General features: G+C 54.9%; 16 protein-coding genes. 4 read left to right on the forward strand and 12 right to left on the reverse strand.

Going from position 1 to position 16,162, the window contains the following annotated elements; translation table 11 throughout:
* Positions 1–74: 74 nt before the first annotated feature.
* From ntrC to dusB, 3 genes are read right to left on the reverse strand one after another with little or no spacing between them, the layout of a single operon-like run.
* Complete coding sequence (gene ntrC / locus KORM41_RS13870; protein WP_068149216.1) at positions 75–1,529, reverse strand: nitrogen regulation protein NR(I); 1,455 nt, start codon at positions 1,527–1,529, stop codon at positions 75–77.
* Positions 1,529–2,611, reverse strand: coding sequence for a two-component system sensor histidine kinase NtrB (locus tag KORM41_RS13875; protein WP_197421167.1), 1,083 nt, complete (start codon positions 2,609–2,611; stop codon positions 1,529–1,531). The genes ntrC and KORM41_RS13875 overlap by 1 nt, the downstream gene beginning before the upstream one ends.
* A 20-nt stretch (positions 2,612–2,631) precedes the next feature.
* A complete protein-coding gene (gene dusB, locus KORM41_RS13880; RefSeq protein WP_068149221.1) occupies positions 2,632–3,618 on the reverse strand; it encodes a tRNA dihydrouridine synthase DusB in 987 nt (328 codons plus the stop codon).
* Between the two features lie 102 nt (positions 3,619–3,720).
* Here dusB and KORM41_RS13885 point away from each other — a divergent pair, with 102 nt between their 5' ends.
* From KORM41_RS13885 to KORM41_RS13900, 4 genes are read left to right on the forward strand one after another with little or no spacing between them, the layout of a single operon-like run.
* Positions 3,721–4,884 carry a bifunctional 2-C-methyl-D-erythritol 4-phosphate cytidylyltransferase/2-C-methyl-D-erythritol 2,4-cyclodiphosphate synthase gene (locus KORM41_RS13885; protein WP_068149531.1) on the forward strand — a complete coding sequence of 388 codons (1,164 nt, stop codon included), beginning with the start codon at positions 3,721–3,723 and terminating at the stop codon, positions 4,882–4,884.
* On the forward strand, positions 4,884–5,402 hold the full coding sequence (locus tag KORM41_RS13890; protein ID WP_068149222.1) for a phosphatidylglycerophosphatase A family protein: 519 nt from the start codon (positions 4,884–4,886) through the stop codon (positions 5,400–5,402). Before KORM41_RS13885 ends, KORM41_RS13890 begins: the two co-directional genes overlap by 1 nt.
* Positions 5,402–6,394, forward strand: a complete 993-nt coding sequence (locus tag KORM41_RS13895; protein ID WP_068149224.1) for a YeiH family protein — start codon at positions 5,402–5,404, stop codon at positions 6,392–6,394. Before KORM41_RS13890 ends, KORM41_RS13895 begins: the two co-directional genes overlap by 1 nt.
* Positions 6,391–6,891 carry a CinA family protein gene (locus tag KORM41_RS13900; protein ID WP_068149533.1) on the forward strand — a complete coding sequence of 167 codons (501 nt, stop codon included), beginning with the start codon at positions 6,391–6,393 and terminating at the stop codon, positions 6,889–6,891. The genes KORM41_RS13895 and KORM41_RS13900 overlap by 4 nt, the downstream gene beginning before the upstream one ends.
* On the opposite strand, the gene KORM41_RS13905 is transcribed toward KORM41_RS13900, so the two are convergent.
* The 9 genes from KORM41_RS13905 to eno form a co-directional block, all read right to left on the reverse strand.
* Entirely contained in the window at positions 6,888–7,166 is a 279-nt protein-coding gene (locus KORM41_RS13905; RefSeq protein ID WP_068149230.1) for a hypothetical protein, read from the reverse strand. The genes KORM41_RS13900 and KORM41_RS13905 overlap by 4 nt on opposite strands.
* 67 nt (positions 7,167–7,233) lie before the next feature.
* The gene (locus KORM41_RS13910; RefSeq protein WP_068149232.1) at positions 7,234–7,680 is read right to left on the reverse strand and encodes a type II toxin-antitoxin system RatA family toxin; all 447 of its coding nucleotides are present in this window, start codon (positions 7,678–7,680) and stop codon (positions 7,234–7,236) included.
* Positions 7,681–7,796: 116 nt separating this feature from the next.
* Positions 7,797–8,726, reverse strand: coding sequence for a lipoyl synthase (lipA, locus tag KORM41_RS13915; protein WP_068149536.1), 930 nt, complete (start codon positions 8,724–8,726; stop codon positions 7,797–7,799).
* A 117-nt stretch (positions 8,727–8,843) separates the two neighbouring features.
* Complete coding sequence (gene lpdA / locus KORM41_RS13920; RefSeq protein ID WP_068149234.1) at positions 8,844–10,241, reverse strand: dihydrolipoyl dehydrogenase; 1,398 nt, start codon at positions 10,239–10,241, stop codon at positions 8,844–8,846.
* Between the two features lie 19 nt (positions 10,242–10,260).
* Positions 10,261–11,592 carry a pyruvate dehydrogenase complex dihydrolipoamide acetyltransferase gene (locus KORM41_RS13925; protein ID WP_068149237.1) on the reverse strand — a complete coding sequence of 444 codons (1,332 nt, stop codon included), beginning with the start codon at positions 11,590–11,592 and terminating at the stop codon, positions 10,261–10,263.
* 237 nt (positions 11,593–11,829) lie between these two features.
* Positions 11,830–13,218: a pyruvate dehydrogenase complex E1 component subunit beta gene (locus KORM41_RS13935; RefSeq protein ID WP_068149242.1), complete on the reverse strand. Its 1,389-nt coding sequence runs from the start codon at positions 13,216–13,218 to the stop codon at positions 11,830–11,832.
* Between the two features lie 14 nt (positions 13,219–13,232).
* The gene (gene pdhA / locus KORM41_RS13940) at positions 13,233–14,264 is read right to left on the reverse strand and encodes a pyruvate dehydrogenase (acetyl-transferring) E1 component subunit alpha (protein WP_068149244.1); all 1,032 of its coding nucleotides are present in this window, start codon (positions 14,262–14,264) and stop codon (positions 13,233–13,235) included.
* A gap of 148 nt (positions 14,265–14,412) precedes the next feature.
* Positions 14,413–14,670: an FtsB family cell division protein gene (locus KORM41_RS13945; RefSeq protein WP_068149248.1), complete on the reverse strand. Its 258-nt coding sequence runs from the start codon at positions 14,668–14,670 to the stop codon at positions 14,413–14,415.
* A gap of 210 nt (positions 14,671–14,880) precedes the next feature.
* Positions 14,881–16,155 (reverse strand): phosphopyruvate hydratase, encoded by a 1,275-nt coding sequence (eno, locus tag KORM41_RS13950; protein ID WP_068149252.1) that lies wholly within the window; start codon positions 16,153–16,155, stop codon positions 14,881–14,883.
* Positions 16,156–16,162 lie beyond the last annotated feature (7 nt).

Below are 16,162 nucleotides of genomic sequence, written 5' to 3' on the forward strand. Positions count from 1 at the left end.
CATGATGCATATTTGCCACTATTGTTCCAGAAATATCACACACAGAAATCAAAAAAGCACTGAACTCGAAGAGCCTAGCTGCCTTTGGCCGGCATGGAGATGTCCAATTCCCGGATCTTTTTTCGAAGCGTATTGCGGTTCAGGCCCAGAAGCTCTGCAGCTTTCACCTGATTCCCCTGCGTGACAGCCAGAACTTTCTGGATGAGGGGCCGTTCCACCTCCCGCAAAATGCGCTGGTAGAGCCCGGCGGGCGGCAGGTCGTCGTCATGGTAATCGAAATACTGATCCAGATGCTGGCGAACAGTCTGCGACAGGTTTCCCCCGCTGATATTGGCCATCATCCCCATTGGGGCACCGGCCAACTCGGAGGTCGAGCGTTCAAACTCGCTCTGGATGATCGTGCCGGAAATTTCATTTCCTGGGTAAAGGGCGCAAATCCGGTGCAGCAGGTTTTCCAGCTCACGCACGTTGCCAGGCCAGTCAAACGACTTCAGGACCTTCTTGGCGCCCTCTGTTAGTTTTTTGAGCGGCAAGCCATTGTCTGCGGCTTTTCGGAGGAAATGTTCGGCCAAATCAGGGATATCGTCAGCCCTGTCACGAAGCGGCGGCAGGTTAAGGGGGACTACGTTAAGGCGGAAGAACAGGTCTTCCCGGAAGTCGCCGGAGCGCACCATATTCCTTAGATTACGGTTGGTTGCCGCTACTATACGTACGTTTGCCTTGATGCTGGCCTGGCCACCTACCGTCCGGTATTCGCCTTCCTGCAGCACGCGCAAAAGCCGCGTCTGGGCCTCAAGCGGCATATCACCAATCTCGTCAAGGAACAGCGTTCCGCCCTTTGCCTGGCCGAAACGGCCCAACGTGCGTGTCTCTGCTCCCGTAAAGGCCCCACGTTCGTGGCCGAAAAGCTCACTTTCAATCAGCTCCTTCGGGATTGCCGCCATATTTACCGGCACAAAGGGATTGTCCGCCCGCGGTCCGTGGTTATGGATTGCGCGTGCAACAAGCTCCTTGCCTGTGCCACTTTCGCCTGTCACCATCACCGTCAGGTCTGTGTTCACCACACGCGCCATCGTACGGTAGATCTCCTGCATCGCAGTCGAGCGACCAATGATCAAGCTGTCATCTTTTTCGATTGCAGTATATGCAGTTGCGCCACGTTCTTTAAGAGCTTTCTTAACCGTGGAAACTAGCTCGTCGATGTCAAATGGCTTCGGTAGATATTCATACGCCCCTTTGCCGGTCGCGGCCATGGCAGTAGACAGGGTGTTCTGCGCGCTCATGATAATGAATGGCAGTTCCGGGCGTGCTTCAATCAACTCAGGCATGGCATCCAGCCCACTGCCAGACGGCATGATAACATCAGATATAACAACATTGCCCTGACCGCCCAGGACCAAACGCTTCAGTTCCGGGATATCTTCGGCTTCCAGTACAATCCAACCTTCCTGGCGCAGCGCCTCGCTCACCACGAGGCGGATTGTCATGTCATCGTCGGCGACGATAATCGTCGGTTTTGCCTGTGCCATTATTTTGCATCCTCATACAGAGCGAGCTGAATTTTAAATACCGCACCGCCGTGCGGGTGGTTATCGCAGGTCACGGTGCCACCCATTTCGCTGACATAGCGCGCGACCAGGGCAAGGCCCAGGCCGGTACCGCCTTCCTTGCCACTGACAAAAGGATCGAACAGATGCCCCTTAAGGTGCTCGGGAATACCTGGGCCACTGTCATGTATCGCGATCTCGATAGGCAAGCGGATTCGCTCGCCTGAGCGCCCAGTAATCCAGATGCCATGCCGGTATGACGTGCTGATCGTAATGTCCGCCTCTGGCCCTGCAGCCTCCACGGCATTCTTGATCAGGTTCAGGAAAATCTGGACCAAGCGGTCATAGAGCCCGGCAACGGGCGGCAGTGATGGGTCAAATCTTGGCCTGAAAATACATTTTGCCCCAAACCCAGCGACTGCGACATTCAGCACATGATCAAGCACTTCATGGATATTGACTGGCTCCAGTACGGCCTGGGATGGGTTGCTGAAAGTCTCCAGCTCATCCACCAGGCCTTTGATACGGTCCACTTCCTTGCAGATCAGTTCCGTCAGCTTGATATTCTTGTCATCAAGCGCCCGCCCCATAAGCTGGGCCGCCCCACGAATACCTGAGAGCGGGTTCTTGATTTCATGGGCCAGCATAGATGCAAGGCCACCCACAGACCGTGCGGCGGCTTCCATATGATCGCGTTTTTCCAGAAAGGCGGTAATCCTGCGCGGTTGCGCGGTCAACAGCACTACCCCTTCAGTCCCGTAGGGGTGTGCGTGCAGGTCCATCAGTTCAATATCCCCAATGGGAGGCACCACGGAAACGTCATAGCTATTGAGTGGCGTATTTTCCTCACGCGACCGGGTAACAATGTTAAGTGCCTCGCCGCCGATGCCGCGGATATGGTTGATCGGGCTGCCAATCAGGCTTTCACGGCTGCGCTCAAAAATGGCCTCTGCCTGGGCATAAACCTCCAGGATGCAATCGTCGGCCCCGACCACAAACACGGCCTGCGACAAGCTGTGCAGGATGTCCTGGGCGACAATCTCCGCCAGCGGTCCTTGATCCAAGCCCTCCCCCGTGCTTGTCATCAGGCGGCTGCCTGCTCGCACAAAGGCAAATAGAATTCCTTGAGAGCTGCCTTTACCTTTTCAGGTTCCTCAATGCGGTTCACCTCGTTGCGGAATTCCGCAGAGCTATGAAGCCCTTTTGTGTACCATCCCAAATGCTTGCGTGCGATGCGCACGCCCCCTTCGACACCATAGTGGGTCAAGATGTCGTCATAATGCTCAAGAACCAGCTGAAGCTGCTCTTCAAGCGCTGGCTCATCAATCTTCTCGCCGGTACGGAGATAATGCATCACCTGGCCTACAAGCCATGGCTTCCCGTAAGTGCCTCGGCCAATCATGACACCGTCAGCGCCGGAATCGGCCAGCGCCTGGTCCACATCTTCAAATGTGTTGATGTCGCCGTTCACAATTACTGGGAGGTCAACGGCCTCCTTGACGATGCCGACCTTCTTCCAGTCAGCATGGCCGCGATACATCTGGCAGCGCGTACGGCCATGAACCGTGATCATCTTCACGCCGGCTTCCTGCGCGATTTTCGCAAGCTCAGGCGCGTTGAAACTGCTGTCGTCCCAGCCAAGGCGCATCTTCAGCGTTACCGGCAGGTTCACCGCGTTCACGGTTGCATGGATCAGTTCACCAGCGTGATCCAGGTCCCGCATCAGGGCGGAACCGGCGTGGCCGTTCACCACCTTCTTTACTGGGCAGCCCATGTTGATGTCGATGATGGCGGCGCCGCGATCTTCATTGAGTTTAGCGGCTTCTGCCATGCGCGCGCCCTCACAGCCTGCAAGCTGGACTGACATTGGAAATTCTTCCGCGCAACTTGTAGCCATTTTCTGGCTCCGTTCGCTGGCGCGGATCATGGCTTCAGACGCAATCATTTCAGACACAACAAGGCCTGCTCCGTAACGCTTTACCAGTCGACGGAACGGCAAGTCGGTAACGCCGGACATGGGCGCGAGGATCACAGGGTCTTTGATTTCGACCGGACCAATGTTAAGAGCCATTTTACAAACCTACACTTACGCTAATACGCACTGCCTAAATATTGGGCACTGCTTATGCCAGAAGTTTTGGTAAAAAGCCAGCCCGAGATTGAAAGGCCTCATATGACGCAAGTTTCTATCGTGATAGTCGCCGCAGGGCGTGGCAGCAGGGCCGGTGAAGGCCTGCCGAAGCAATATCGTAAGCTGGGTGGCAAGGCTGTGCTCAGACGCACCATCGAATCATTTCTTGCGATTGATCCCGGCTTTGACATTCGCTGCGTGATCCATCCGGATGACAAGGCCCTTTATGAGGAAGCCACTGCAGGCCTGAACCTGTTTGCGCCGGTTTTTGGCGGCGCTACCCGGCAGGAAAGTGTCTTTAACGGGCTGAAGGCGCTTGAACAGGACACAGACTATGTGCTGGTGCATGACGCGGCGCGTCCCTTTGTGACCCACGAGGTGGTGATGGATGTCATCAAGGCACTGGATGCAGGTGCAGAAGCTGTGGTTCCAGGCGTTCCCGTGGCCGACACGCTAAAGAAGGTTCAGGACGGCACTATCAAGCATACTGTGGACCGAAGCGGCCTTTATGCTGTCCAGACACCGCAAGGGTTTCCCTACGCCAATCTGATTGCGGCGCACGAGGCTGCTTTAGGTCGGGAACTCACGGATGATGGGGCCGTTATGGAAGCATTTGGCGCCCATGTAGCCATATCAAAGGGCGACAGCGGCAATTTCAAACTCACCACACCCGATGATTTCAAGAAGGCGGAGCAACAGACCATGATGGCCCTGGGCGATATCAGAACCGGTAGCGGGTATGACGTACACCGTTTCGAGGAAGGCGACCATGTCTGGCTCTGCGGCGTCAAATTACCATTCACCAAAGCCCTGAAGGGCCATTCCGACGCTGACGTCGGCCTGCATGCGCTGACAGACGCCATTCTGGCCGCGCTGTGTGACGGCGATATCGGCACCCATTTCCCACCGTCAGATGATCAGTGGCGCGGAGCCCCAAGCGACGTTTTCCTGGCCTTCGCCCGCGACCGGGTCTTGGCGCGTGGCGGTCAGATTAGCCATGTCGGTGTCTGCCTTGTTTGCGAAAAGCCCAAGATCGGGCCACACAAGGACGCCATGCGCGACCGCATCGCCGAACTTCTGGCCATTCCCGCAAGTCGCGTGAGTGTACAGGCCACAACGACCGAAAAACTTGGCTTTACTGGCCGTGAGGAAGGCATAGCCGCACAGGCAACGGCCACCCTGCGCCTGCCGATGGGGGATAACTGATGGCGAAAGTATCGCTTCGCACCTGGGATGGCCGCACCAAAAGCTTCTCATTCTGGTGGGTGACAGCCTTCGGTTCCGGCATGCTCAAACCTGCTCCTGGTACGTGGGGTTCACTTGTGGCGGTCATCGCCGGATACTTCATGCTGAAAGCAGGCGTCGACCAGATAGAGATGGCAGCATGGGTGATTGGCATCACTCTGCTCTCCACCAAACTGATCGGCAGCATTGAGACTATCACTGGCATCCATGACGCACCGGAAATTGTCATCGACGAGGTTGCTGGCCAGTGGATCGCCTTGATCCCGCTTGTTGGGCTAACTGGGTCACCTATCCTGTTTGGTATCGCGTTCCTGCTGTTCCGCCTGTTCGACATTATCAAGCCATGGCCCATTGGCTGGCTTGATCGGCATGTGGACGGTGGCTTTGGCGTCATGGTGGACGATTTGGTCGCTGGCATTATGGCAGCAATTGTTATATGGCTCCTTCTAACACTCGATTTGTTAGACTGGGCGATTTAATGGTTTCGACTTTTAAAGAACAATTCTCCACAAAAATTCCCGGATTTATAATAAGCTTGACCATCGGCCTGGCGGCTAATTTTTTAAGCGAGCATTACGGCGCCCCAGCGATGCTGTTTGCGCTGCTGCTCGGCATGGCCATGAGCTTCCTGTTCGAAGACCCAAAGTCTCGCCCCGGCATTGAATTTACCGGATCTACAGTTCTGCGGATCGGTGTCGCGCTCCTCGGATTCCGGATTGCCTTTTCCGATGTCATGGCGCTTGGCTGGCCCACAGTGAGCATGGTTGCCCTTGGCGTCGGAAGCACCATTCTTTTCGGTGTGGTTGTCTCTCGGCTCCTGGGTATGAGCCACCGTTTCGGCGGCTTGACCGGTGGTGCTGTGGCGATTTGCGGTGCATCGGCGGCCCTCGCGATATCTGCAGTCCTGCCAAAGCACAAAGGGCAGGATCAGGACACTATCTTCACTGTGGTTGGTGTAACCACACTGTCGACGTTGGCCATGATCATCTACCCGATGATCAGCGGCTTTTTGGACCTGAGCGAAGCTGAGGCTGGGATTTTCATTGGCGCAACAATTCATGATGTGGCGCAGGTTGTCGGGGCGGGCTATTCCATCTCGCCCGAAGCCGGTGACTTGGCCACCTTGACGAAACTAATGCGCGTTGCATTGCTGCTGCCGGTCGTTTTCATGTTTATCCTAGTGTTCCGCAAAAGCCCAAGCGAAGGTAAAAAGCCACCAATCCTGCCGCCGTTCCTGGCTGCCTTTGTCCTGTTCGTACTAATCAACAGCTTTGTGCCTCTGCCCGATCTTGTCACGGAAAACTTGACGGCCTTCTCAAGAGTTTGTCTGATTACAGCAATCGCTGCCATCGGGCTCAAGTCTGACCTTAGGAAGGTTATGCAGGTTGGCCTTAAGCCAGTCATCCTGATGGTTGCGGAAACTGCATGGCTCGCGGGATTGATTCTGCTGTGCCTGCCCATGATTGGATAAGCATGTTCGACCCTCAGATTCTGACATTGGCAGAAAAAGTGCTGGATGCCGCAAGGGCACGCGGACAGATGATAGCCACAGCAGAATCATGCACCGGCGGCCTGATCGCTGGCGCGCTCACCGAAATTGCCGGCTCATCAGATGTGGTCGATCGCGGCTTTATCACCTATTCGAATGAAGCCAAGAACCAGATGCTGGACGTGAGCTCCGAAAGCCTGGCACGTTTTGGCGCAGTTTCCGAAGCCGTGGCAAAAGAGATGGCTTACGGGGCCATTGTCGCCTCCCGTGCGGACGTTAGCGTGTCCGTGACCGGCATTGCAGGCCCCGGCGGTGGGTCTGCAGAAAAACCAGTTGGTCTGGTATGCTTTGGGCTTTGCCAAATTGGCGAATCCCCCACAGCCAAAAGCGTCGAATTCGGCGATGTCGGGCGCACGAAGGTTCGGCGCCAGACTGTTCAAACCGCCCTTGAAATGCTTCTTGAAGCGCTAGAGGATTAGCTATCGATCTTTTTGGACCAGGATTCCACTTTGACTTTCAGATGGTTATGCTCGTCCTTGATTTCCCGCTCGAACTTCTCGTCAAAGTCTTCGCCCTTTTCCTGGGCTTGCTCAATCCGGTCGCTGAAAGCTTTCAGTTCGCTGACCAGCTTGTCATATTCCTGCTTGTAGGCGCCGTTTTCGTCATTGTCGAAAATTGGATGCTCGGAATGCTCTTCCAGATACTGTTCGCGCGCCCTCAGCTCCTCAGCAAGCTTGTGCATAAATCCCGTCATCAGTCCCTCCTTCGTGTTAATTTGGGGAACTATACAATGATTAATTGCGCCTACCAATTAATGCTTGTCAATTTTCCAAAAATGGACCGTAAAGCTTGGCTGCACGCTCTTCAAACGCGTGCATCATGCGCTTACAAGCCTCGCCGAAAAGAGGGCCTATCACTTGATTGAGAATCTTGCTGGAAAATTCAAAATCCACTTCAAAGTCTACCAGACAGTGGCCGTTTTCCTGCGGGATAAAACGCCAGTGATTATAAAGCCGCTTCATCGGCCCCTTGATGTAATCCACATCCACTTTGCGATTGGTTACCAGGGTAACCCTTGAGGTAAAGCGTTCCCGAAACATCTTGAAACCGATAATAACATCAGCATCAAACTGATCCGGCTTTCGGTTATAGACCCGCGCACCCATGCACCAAGGCAGAAACTCCGGATATTTCCCAACATCAGACACAAGATCAAATAGCTGCTTGTCTGAATAGGGAAGGATTTTCTTCTCAACAAAATGGTGCATAGGGCTACTCAACTTTTCAGGCTCGCCTGTCCTAACTTGAATTGCTGCATTCGTAAAGCCCTGCGCCATCCAAGCTGCTAGAGACGCCCCCTCACCAAAAAACAAACGCCAACCAACTATTCAGCTGCCTTAAGCTGCTTGTCACGGGCCGCTTTAAGCTTCGCAAAGTCGTCACCTGCCAAATAGCTTGACCGCGTCAGCGGCGTGGCGGAGATCATCAGGAAGCCCTTGCCCTTGGCCATGCGCTCATAGGCCTTGAACTCGGCGGGAGTGACAAAACGCTCCACTTTTGCATGCCGCGGGGTCGGCTGAAGATATTGGCCAATGGTCATGAAATCGATATCGGCCATGCGCATATCATCCATCACCTGACTCACTTCCAGGCGTTCTTCGCCAAGGCCCACCATGATACCGGATTTTGTGAAGATGGATGGGTCAACCTTCTTCACTGACTCCAGGAGACGCAGCGAATGATAATAGCGCGCACCCGGGCGGATTTTTGGATAGTTCCGCGGTACAGTTTCCAGGTTGTGGTTGAACACATCAGGCTTGGCTTCGGCAACCATTTCAATCGAGCCCGGCTTATTGCGGAAATCTGGCGTCAGGATTTCAATCGTCGTGTCCGGGCAGCGGTCGCGGATCGCGCGGATAACTTTGACAAACTGCATTGCGCCGCCGTCGTCAAGATCGTCACGGTCCACAGACGTGATCACAATGTGCTCCAGGCCCATTTCCGCACAGGCCTCTGCCGTATTCATGGGCTCAAGCGGATCAACCTGCATCGGGCGACCTGTCTTGACGTTACAGAAAGCACAGGCGCGGGTGCAGGTGTCGCCTAAAATCATGATGGTGGCATGCTTTTGCTGCCAGCATTCGCCCAGGTTCGGGCAAGCCGCTTCCTCGCACACTGTATGCAGGTTTTTCGAGCGCATCATGCGGCGGGTTTCCATCGCCTGCTTGCTCGTTGGTGCCTTGACGCGCAGCCAATCAGGCTTGCGCTGGTACCCGGTCGACTTCTGCCCAGCTGTCTTCTGCTCTGTCGTCATGCTCGAAACACCATCTTTGCTAACATTGAAACGGCATAAGGCCGCCATTTTGGCGACCTTATAGTGCATTTATGAAGCTGACATCCACCAAATTGTGCAGATCAGCTATGCGCTCGCCTAGAAGTGAATAGCCTTGTCGTATGCATCCAGCACGCTTTCATGCATCATCTCGGAAAGCGTAGGATGCGGAAACACCGTGTGCATCAGCTCTGCTTCCGTGCTTTCAAGTGTACGGGCCACTACATAGCCCTGGATCATCTCGGTCACCTCGGCGCCGACCATGTGGGCACCCAGAAGCTCTCCGGTTTTCTTGTCGAATACGGTTTTTACCATGCCTTCCGGCTCGCCAAGCGCCACGGCCTTGCCATTGCCAATGAAGGGGAAGTTGCCGACGCGCACGTCATAGCCTTCTTCCTTGGCCTTGGCTTCTGTCAGGCCAACGCTTGCCACCTGTGGGCGGCAATAGGTGCAGCCCGGGATGTTGCCCTTGTCCATCGGATGGACACCCTTGACGCCTGCAATCTTTTCGACGGCAACGATACCTTCGTGGGATGCTTTGTGCGCCAGCCAAGGCGCTCCAGCCACATCGCCAATCGCCCAAAAGCCTTCAACACCCGTGTGGCCCCATTCGTCTGTCACGATATGGCCACGATCCACCTTGATGCCTACTTCTTCAAGGCCCAGGTTCTCGACGTTGCCGGTGATACCAATGGCCACGATCACACGGTCAACGGTGATCTCTTCTTTCTTGCCCTTGGTTTCCACAACGCAGGTGACATCGCTCTTGCCTTTTTTCAGCTCGGTCACAGAGGCGTTCGTCTTGATGGTCATGCCCTGCTTCTTGAAGGATTTCTCAGCGAACTTGGAAATATCCGCATCTTCAACCGGAAGTACGCGATCCATCATCTCGACAACAGTGACGTCAGAGCCCAACTCATTAAAGAAGGAGGCAAATTCAATACCGATCGCACCGGACCCAATCACCAGCAGCTTCTTCGGCATGGTATTGGGTGCAAGGGCGTGCTTGTAGGTCCATACCAGTTCACCATCAGCCTTGAGGTGCGGCAGTTCGCGTGCCCGTGCGCCGGTGGCCAGGATAATATCCTTACCGGCAAGCTCGGTGGTCTTGCCGTCAGCCCCTTTGACAGAGACCTTGCCTTTGCCGGAAATCTTGGCCTCACCCTCAATGTGGGTGACCTTGTTTTTCTTCAACAGCGACTTGATACCGCCATTCATCTGCTTGGCAACACCCCGGCTTCGCTTGACGATAGCTTCCAGGTCATAGTCGATCTGGCCGATCTTCAGGCCAAAATCAGCGCCGTGTTTTGCAAGGTGCAGCACTTCCGCAGACCGCAGCAATGCTTTGGTTGGGATACAGCCCCAGTTCAGGCAAATACCGCCAAGGTGTTCGCGCTCAACGCAAGCCACTTTCATGCCCAACTGCGCGCCACGAATAGCAGCCACATAACCGCCCGGGCCACCACCAACGACAACAAGATCAAAACTCTCAGACATTTCTACTTCTCCGTCGGCGTTATAGCAGCATGGTGATCGGGTCTTCGATGTAACCCTTGAAGGCTGCAAGGAATTCGGCACCAACAGCACCGTCAATTGCACGGTGATCACAGGACATTGTGCAGCTCATGACAGTAGCAACTGCCAACGCGCCATCTTTGACGACGGGGCGTTGTTCCCCAGCACCAATGGCCAGGATCGCGCCTTGTGGCGGGTTGATCACGGCGCCAAATTCCTTGATGCCGTACATCCCGAGGTTGGAGATGGAGAATGTACCGCCTGCATAATCCTCTGGCATCAGCTTGCCGTCACGGGCGCGTGTGGCGAGATCCTTCACAGTGCTCGAGATTTCGGCGAGGCCCATGTTGTCCGCGCCGCGCACAACAGGCGTCACCAAGCCGCCATCAATTGCAACAGCAACGGAGATATCCGCACGCTCATACCAATACATCTTGTCACCAGCATACTGAACATTGGCGGCAGGCACTTTCTTGAGCGCAAGCGCAACAGCCCGGATAATGAAATCATTCACGGAAAGCTTCACACCGCTATCGGCAAGTTTGGCATTCAGGTCTTTGCGCTGGGCCATCAGCTTGTCCATCTCACAGTCAATCGTCAGATAGAAATGCGGCACGGTGGTTTTGGATTCCGTCAGGCGCTTGGCGATGGTCTTGCGCATGTTCGACAGGCGCTCTTCCCGGTATGGAATATCGTCGTGAGGGCCGTATTCAGCGGCAGCAACTGGTGCAGCAGACGCTGCGGCGGCTGGTGCGGCAGCTGCAGGAGCTGGCATCGCTGCAGCCCCACCTTCCAGTGCAGCTTCAACGTCACGCTTTACGATCCGGCCATGCGGGCCTGAACCAGCAACAGCTGAAAGGTCGAGCCCTTCCTGCTTGGCTATGCGCTTGGCAAGCGGTGAGGCCTTGATGCGGTCGCTAGTGTCGGCGTCGGTAATCTGGCCGTTCACGGGCGTTGAAGCTACCTTTTCAGTCACTGGTGCAGCCTCTTTTTTCGCTGCAACCTCGGACGCCGCCTCTGCCTTGACTTCAGGCTGTGGAGCTTCAGCTTTTGGCGCGTCGGACGGCACTTCAACGTCTTTTGCGTCTTCACCTTCTTCAGCCAGAAGCGCAATCAGTTTGCCGACAGGCACATCGTCCGTGCCTTCCTCCACCAGAATTTTCGCTACAGTGCCATCGTCAATGCTTTCGACTTCCATCGTCGCCTTATCGGTTTCGATTTCTGCGATCACATCGCCTGATTCCACTGTATCGCCTTCTATCACCAGCCATTTGGCAAGCGTGCCTTTTTCCATGGTTGGCGACAATGCAGGCATAAAAATTTCAATAGCCATGGGAGTATCCCTATTCAAAAAAACTTTCTAAGCTCTTCAAGAGCAACGTCGAAGAAGACAAAAATGAAAAACGCAACGATCAGAAGAAGGATCCTACCTTCCCATTTATCACCATGTTCACCACCCAGTGTCGGGTCCCGATAATCCAGTTTCACTCGAACACTCTGAAACATGGACTTGAGACCATACCGGTTCACAAGGCGTCGTGATTTTCTTCGTCTCATCTAACCTCCGGTTTTACCCCGCGTAGCAGACCGCTTTGGCGGCTTTGACGATATCATCCGCGCTGACAACCGCAGCCTTTTCCAGGTTGTTGGCATAAGGCAGCGGCACGTCCGCACTGTTCACGCGTGTCACCGGCGCATCGAGCCAGTCAAAGGCTTGCTCCATCAACTGTGCGGAAACGTCAGAGGCCACAGAACACTGCGGCCAGCCTTCTTCCGCCACCACGCAGCGATTGGTTTTCTTCACGCTCTCGATCAGCGTATCCATATCAAGCGGACGAATGGTCCGGAGGTCGATTACCTCTGCCTTGATGCCCTCTTCCGCCAGCTTGTCGGCGGCCTTCAGCGCTTCACCGACCGTGATGGAGTAGGAGACGATCGTCACGTCTGTACCTTCGCGGAAGACACGGGCCTTGCCGATAGGCAGGGTGTAATCTTCCAGATCAGGCACTTCGAAACTTTCGCCGTACATCAGCTCGTTCTCAAGGAAAACAACCGGGTTCGGGTCTTGGATAGCTGCCTTCAGGAGGCCTTTTGCATCAGCCGAATCATATGGGGCTACAACCTTCAGCCCAGGTACGTTAGCATACCACGCGGCATAGTTCTGGCTGTGCTGCGCGCCCACGCGACTTGCGGCGCCGTTTGGCCCGCGGAACACAATCGGGCAGGATACCAAGCCCCCAGACATATAGCGCGTCTTGGCGGCGGAGTTGATGATGTGGTCAATCGCCTGCATGGCGAAGTTGAAGGTCATGAACTCAATCACTGGCTTAAGGCCGGCGAAGGCAGCCCCCGCACCAAGGCCCGCGAAGCCATGCTCTGTAATCGGGGTATCGATCACACGCTCTGGGCCGAATTCGTCCAGCAAGCCCTGAGTTACCTTGTAGGCGCCCTGATATTCGGCAACCTCTTCACCCATCACAAAAACGTCTCCGTCCTTGCGCATTTCTTCGGCCATGGCATCCCTGAGCGCTTCACGCACTGTCAGTTTCACCATCTTGGTGCCCTCTGGAACATCGGGATCACGCAAATCTTCTGAAGATTTCACAGCACCGGCAAACGCCGTAACTTGATCGTCTGGATTTTCTTTTGGCGCTGGTGGAGCCGCAGGTGCCTCCTCAGCCTTAGCCGCTGGCGCTTCAACCGCACTCGCGTCCTCGTCTTCCTCAGCCAAAATTGCAATCAGCTCACCAACCGGCACATCGTCTGTGCCTTCCGCAACAAGGATCTTGGCCACGGTGCCGTCATCCACGGATTCGACTTCCATCGTCGCCTTATCGGTTTCGATCTCAGCGATTACGTCGCCGCTTTCAACCTTGTCGCCTTCTTTAACCAGCCATTTCGCCAGTGTGCCCTTTTCCATGGTGGGAGAGAGGGCCGGCATCGTAATTTCAATCGCCATCGGGTGTCTCCCCCTTACGCCAGCACATCAGTATAGAGTTCAGAAAGGTCAGGCTCAGGGCTTTCCTGCGCGAACGTCGCGGCTTCAGCCACAATTGCCTTAACCTTCTTGTCGATTTCCTTGAGCTCTGCTTCATCCTTGAAGCCGGCATCCAGAATGCGCTGCTTCACCTGATCGATTGCATCATGCTCTGCGCGCATCTTCTGCACTTCTTCCTTGGACCGGTACTTCGCCGGGTCGGACATGGAGTGCCCGCGATAACGATAGGTCTTCATCTCAAGAACGAACGGCCCCTCGCCTGCACGGCAGTGCTTCACAGCTTCATCCATGGCGGCGCGAACCTCCAGCACATTCATGCCGTCAACCTGCTTACCTGGGATGCGGAAGCTTTCCCCGCGGCGGTAAAGCTCTACTTCTGAAGAAGAACGGCTCACGCTGGTACCCATCGCATACTGGTTATTTTCGATGATATAGATCACCGGCAGGTTCCAGATGCGCGCCATATTGAAGCTTTCATACACCTGACCCTGGTTGGCTGCGCCATCACCGAAATAGGCAACCGACACATTATCCGTTTTGCGGTATTTGGCAGCAAAGCCGAGGCCGGTACCAAGAGAGACCTGCGCCCCCACGATGCCGTGACCGCCATAAAAGCCACGGTCAGGCGCAAACATGTGCATCGAGCCGCCCTTGCCTTGCGAACAACCGCCGGATCGGCCGGTCAGTTCAGCCATAACAGCCTTCGGGTCAGCGCCAGCAGCGATCATGTGACCGTGCTCACGGTAACCAGTGATAACTGAGTCGCCTTCTTTCAGGGCTGTCTGAATCCCAACAACAACCGCTTCCTGGCCGATGTAAAGGTGACAGAAACCGCCGATCAGGCCCATGCCGTACATCTGACCGGCCTTCTCTTCGAAACGCCGGATCAGCAGCATTTCCTCATAGAATTCAAGCAGTTCTTCGTTGGAAGCCTTATATTGTTGAGGCTTCGTCGTGCGACGGCGCGCAGGTGCGCCCGACTTGGTGGTGGATTTTTTCGTAGTCATCTCGGCCTTCCAGAAAAAGGTCGCAGGCAGGAACGCCTGACACTCAATGCATGTGAGGCCTATGGATACCCCCGTTTTGCGCTATTTGCAATAGGGCTTAACTTGTTGTTTTTTATAGAAAAAAAATAATTAACTGGAAATAAGTTAATTAATGCGATGCATCAGAAAGGAACACCACCACTTCGTCCGGATGCGTGAAACCAAGGCGCTGCCGCACCTGCTCCTCGAGCATGTCAGGATCAATGCTACGGTTATTCAAGCGGGAGGTGCTAAGCTCAAGCGCGGCGCGCTCAGCCCCAACGTCCTGCGCAAGCACGGTAAGGTCTGCCTCCTGCGCCTCCAGGCGCTTGAGAGCAGCCAGACTGTTATCGCCCTGAAAAGCATGATAGGCAAAATATGCGACCAAAAAGATCCATACTCCAGCCAACCAAGCCTGGCTCAAATGACGTGATATTTTTCCGACTCGCTTCATGATTCGAATCATCTCATAAGCGAATCGGGCACGCAAGGGAAAAAACACCCGAAAATACGATTTTTTCGAGTGGAATCAGGATAGTAAAGAAACGCCCCTACCCGAGTCTTTTTCAGGCAGAGGCGCTTGGATGATTTGGGCTGTTTAGCCCTTCAGGATCGCGCGACCAGCATACACAGCTGTGCTGCCCAGCTCTTCCTCGATGCGGATGAGCTGATTATATTTTGCGAGCCGGTCAGAACGCGCCAGCGAGCCGGTTTTGATCTGGCCGCAGTTCATGGCAACCGCGAGGTCAGCGATTGTTGCGTCTTCGGTCTCCCCTGAGCGGTGCGACATCACGCTGGTGTAACGTGCGCGATGTGCCATCTCAACTGCCTGCATGGTTTCAGCAAGCGTACCGATCTGGTTAACCTTCACGAGGATCGAGTTAGCCACGCCCTTTTCGATGCCTTCAGCCAGGCGCGCCGGATTGGTCACAAACAGGTCATCACCAACCAGTTGCACCTTGTCACCGATACGGTCGGTCAGCATTTTCCAGCCGTCCCAATCGTCTTCGGCCATGCCGTCTTCGATGGAGATGATCGGGTATTTGGCAACCAGATCAGCGTAATAATCAACAAGACCTGCGCTATCCAGTTCCTTGCCCTCGCCCTTGAGGATGTATTTACCGTCATGGAAAAATTCGGTGGAGGCCGCATCCAGGGCAAGATACACGTCTTCGCCTGGCTTGTAGCCTGCGCTCTCAATTGCATTCATGATGAAATCAAGCGCATCAACAGTGCCGTTCAGGTTGGGTGCGAAACCACCTTCGTCACCAACTGCAGTATTGTGGCCAGCTTCGTGCAGCTTTGCCTTCAGTTCGTGGAATATCTCTGCACCAATACGGATGGCGTCTGTCACGCTGTCGGCATTCACAGGCATGATCATGAATTCCTGCACGTCGATCGGGTTATCGGCATGCTCGCCGCCGTTGATGATGTTCATCATTGGAACTGGCAGGATATGGGCGGCAGGACCGCCAAGGTAGCGGTAGAGCGGAAGGCCAAGGCTGTCTGCACTGGCTTTGGCGATCGCAAGCGACACGCCAAGGATTGCGTTTGCACCCAAGCGGCCTTTGTTTTCCGTCCCATCCAGGTCACGCATGGCTTGGTCGATTGCAAGCTGATCTTCGCTATCAAGGCCCACGAGAGCATCGAACAGTTCACCGTTAACGGCTTCAACAGCCTTCAGAACGCCCTTACCACGGTAACGGCCGCCACCGTCGCGAAGCTCCACAGCCTCGTGTGCGCCGGTAGATGCGCCTGATGGCACTGCAGCGCGGCCAAAGCCGCCGTCTTCCAGGTAGATGTCAACTTCAACTGTTGGATTGCCGCGGCTGTCCAGAATTTCGCGGCCAATGATATCGATAATCGCACTCATGGGCTGT

The organism is Kordiimonas lipolytica (assembly GCF_001550065.1).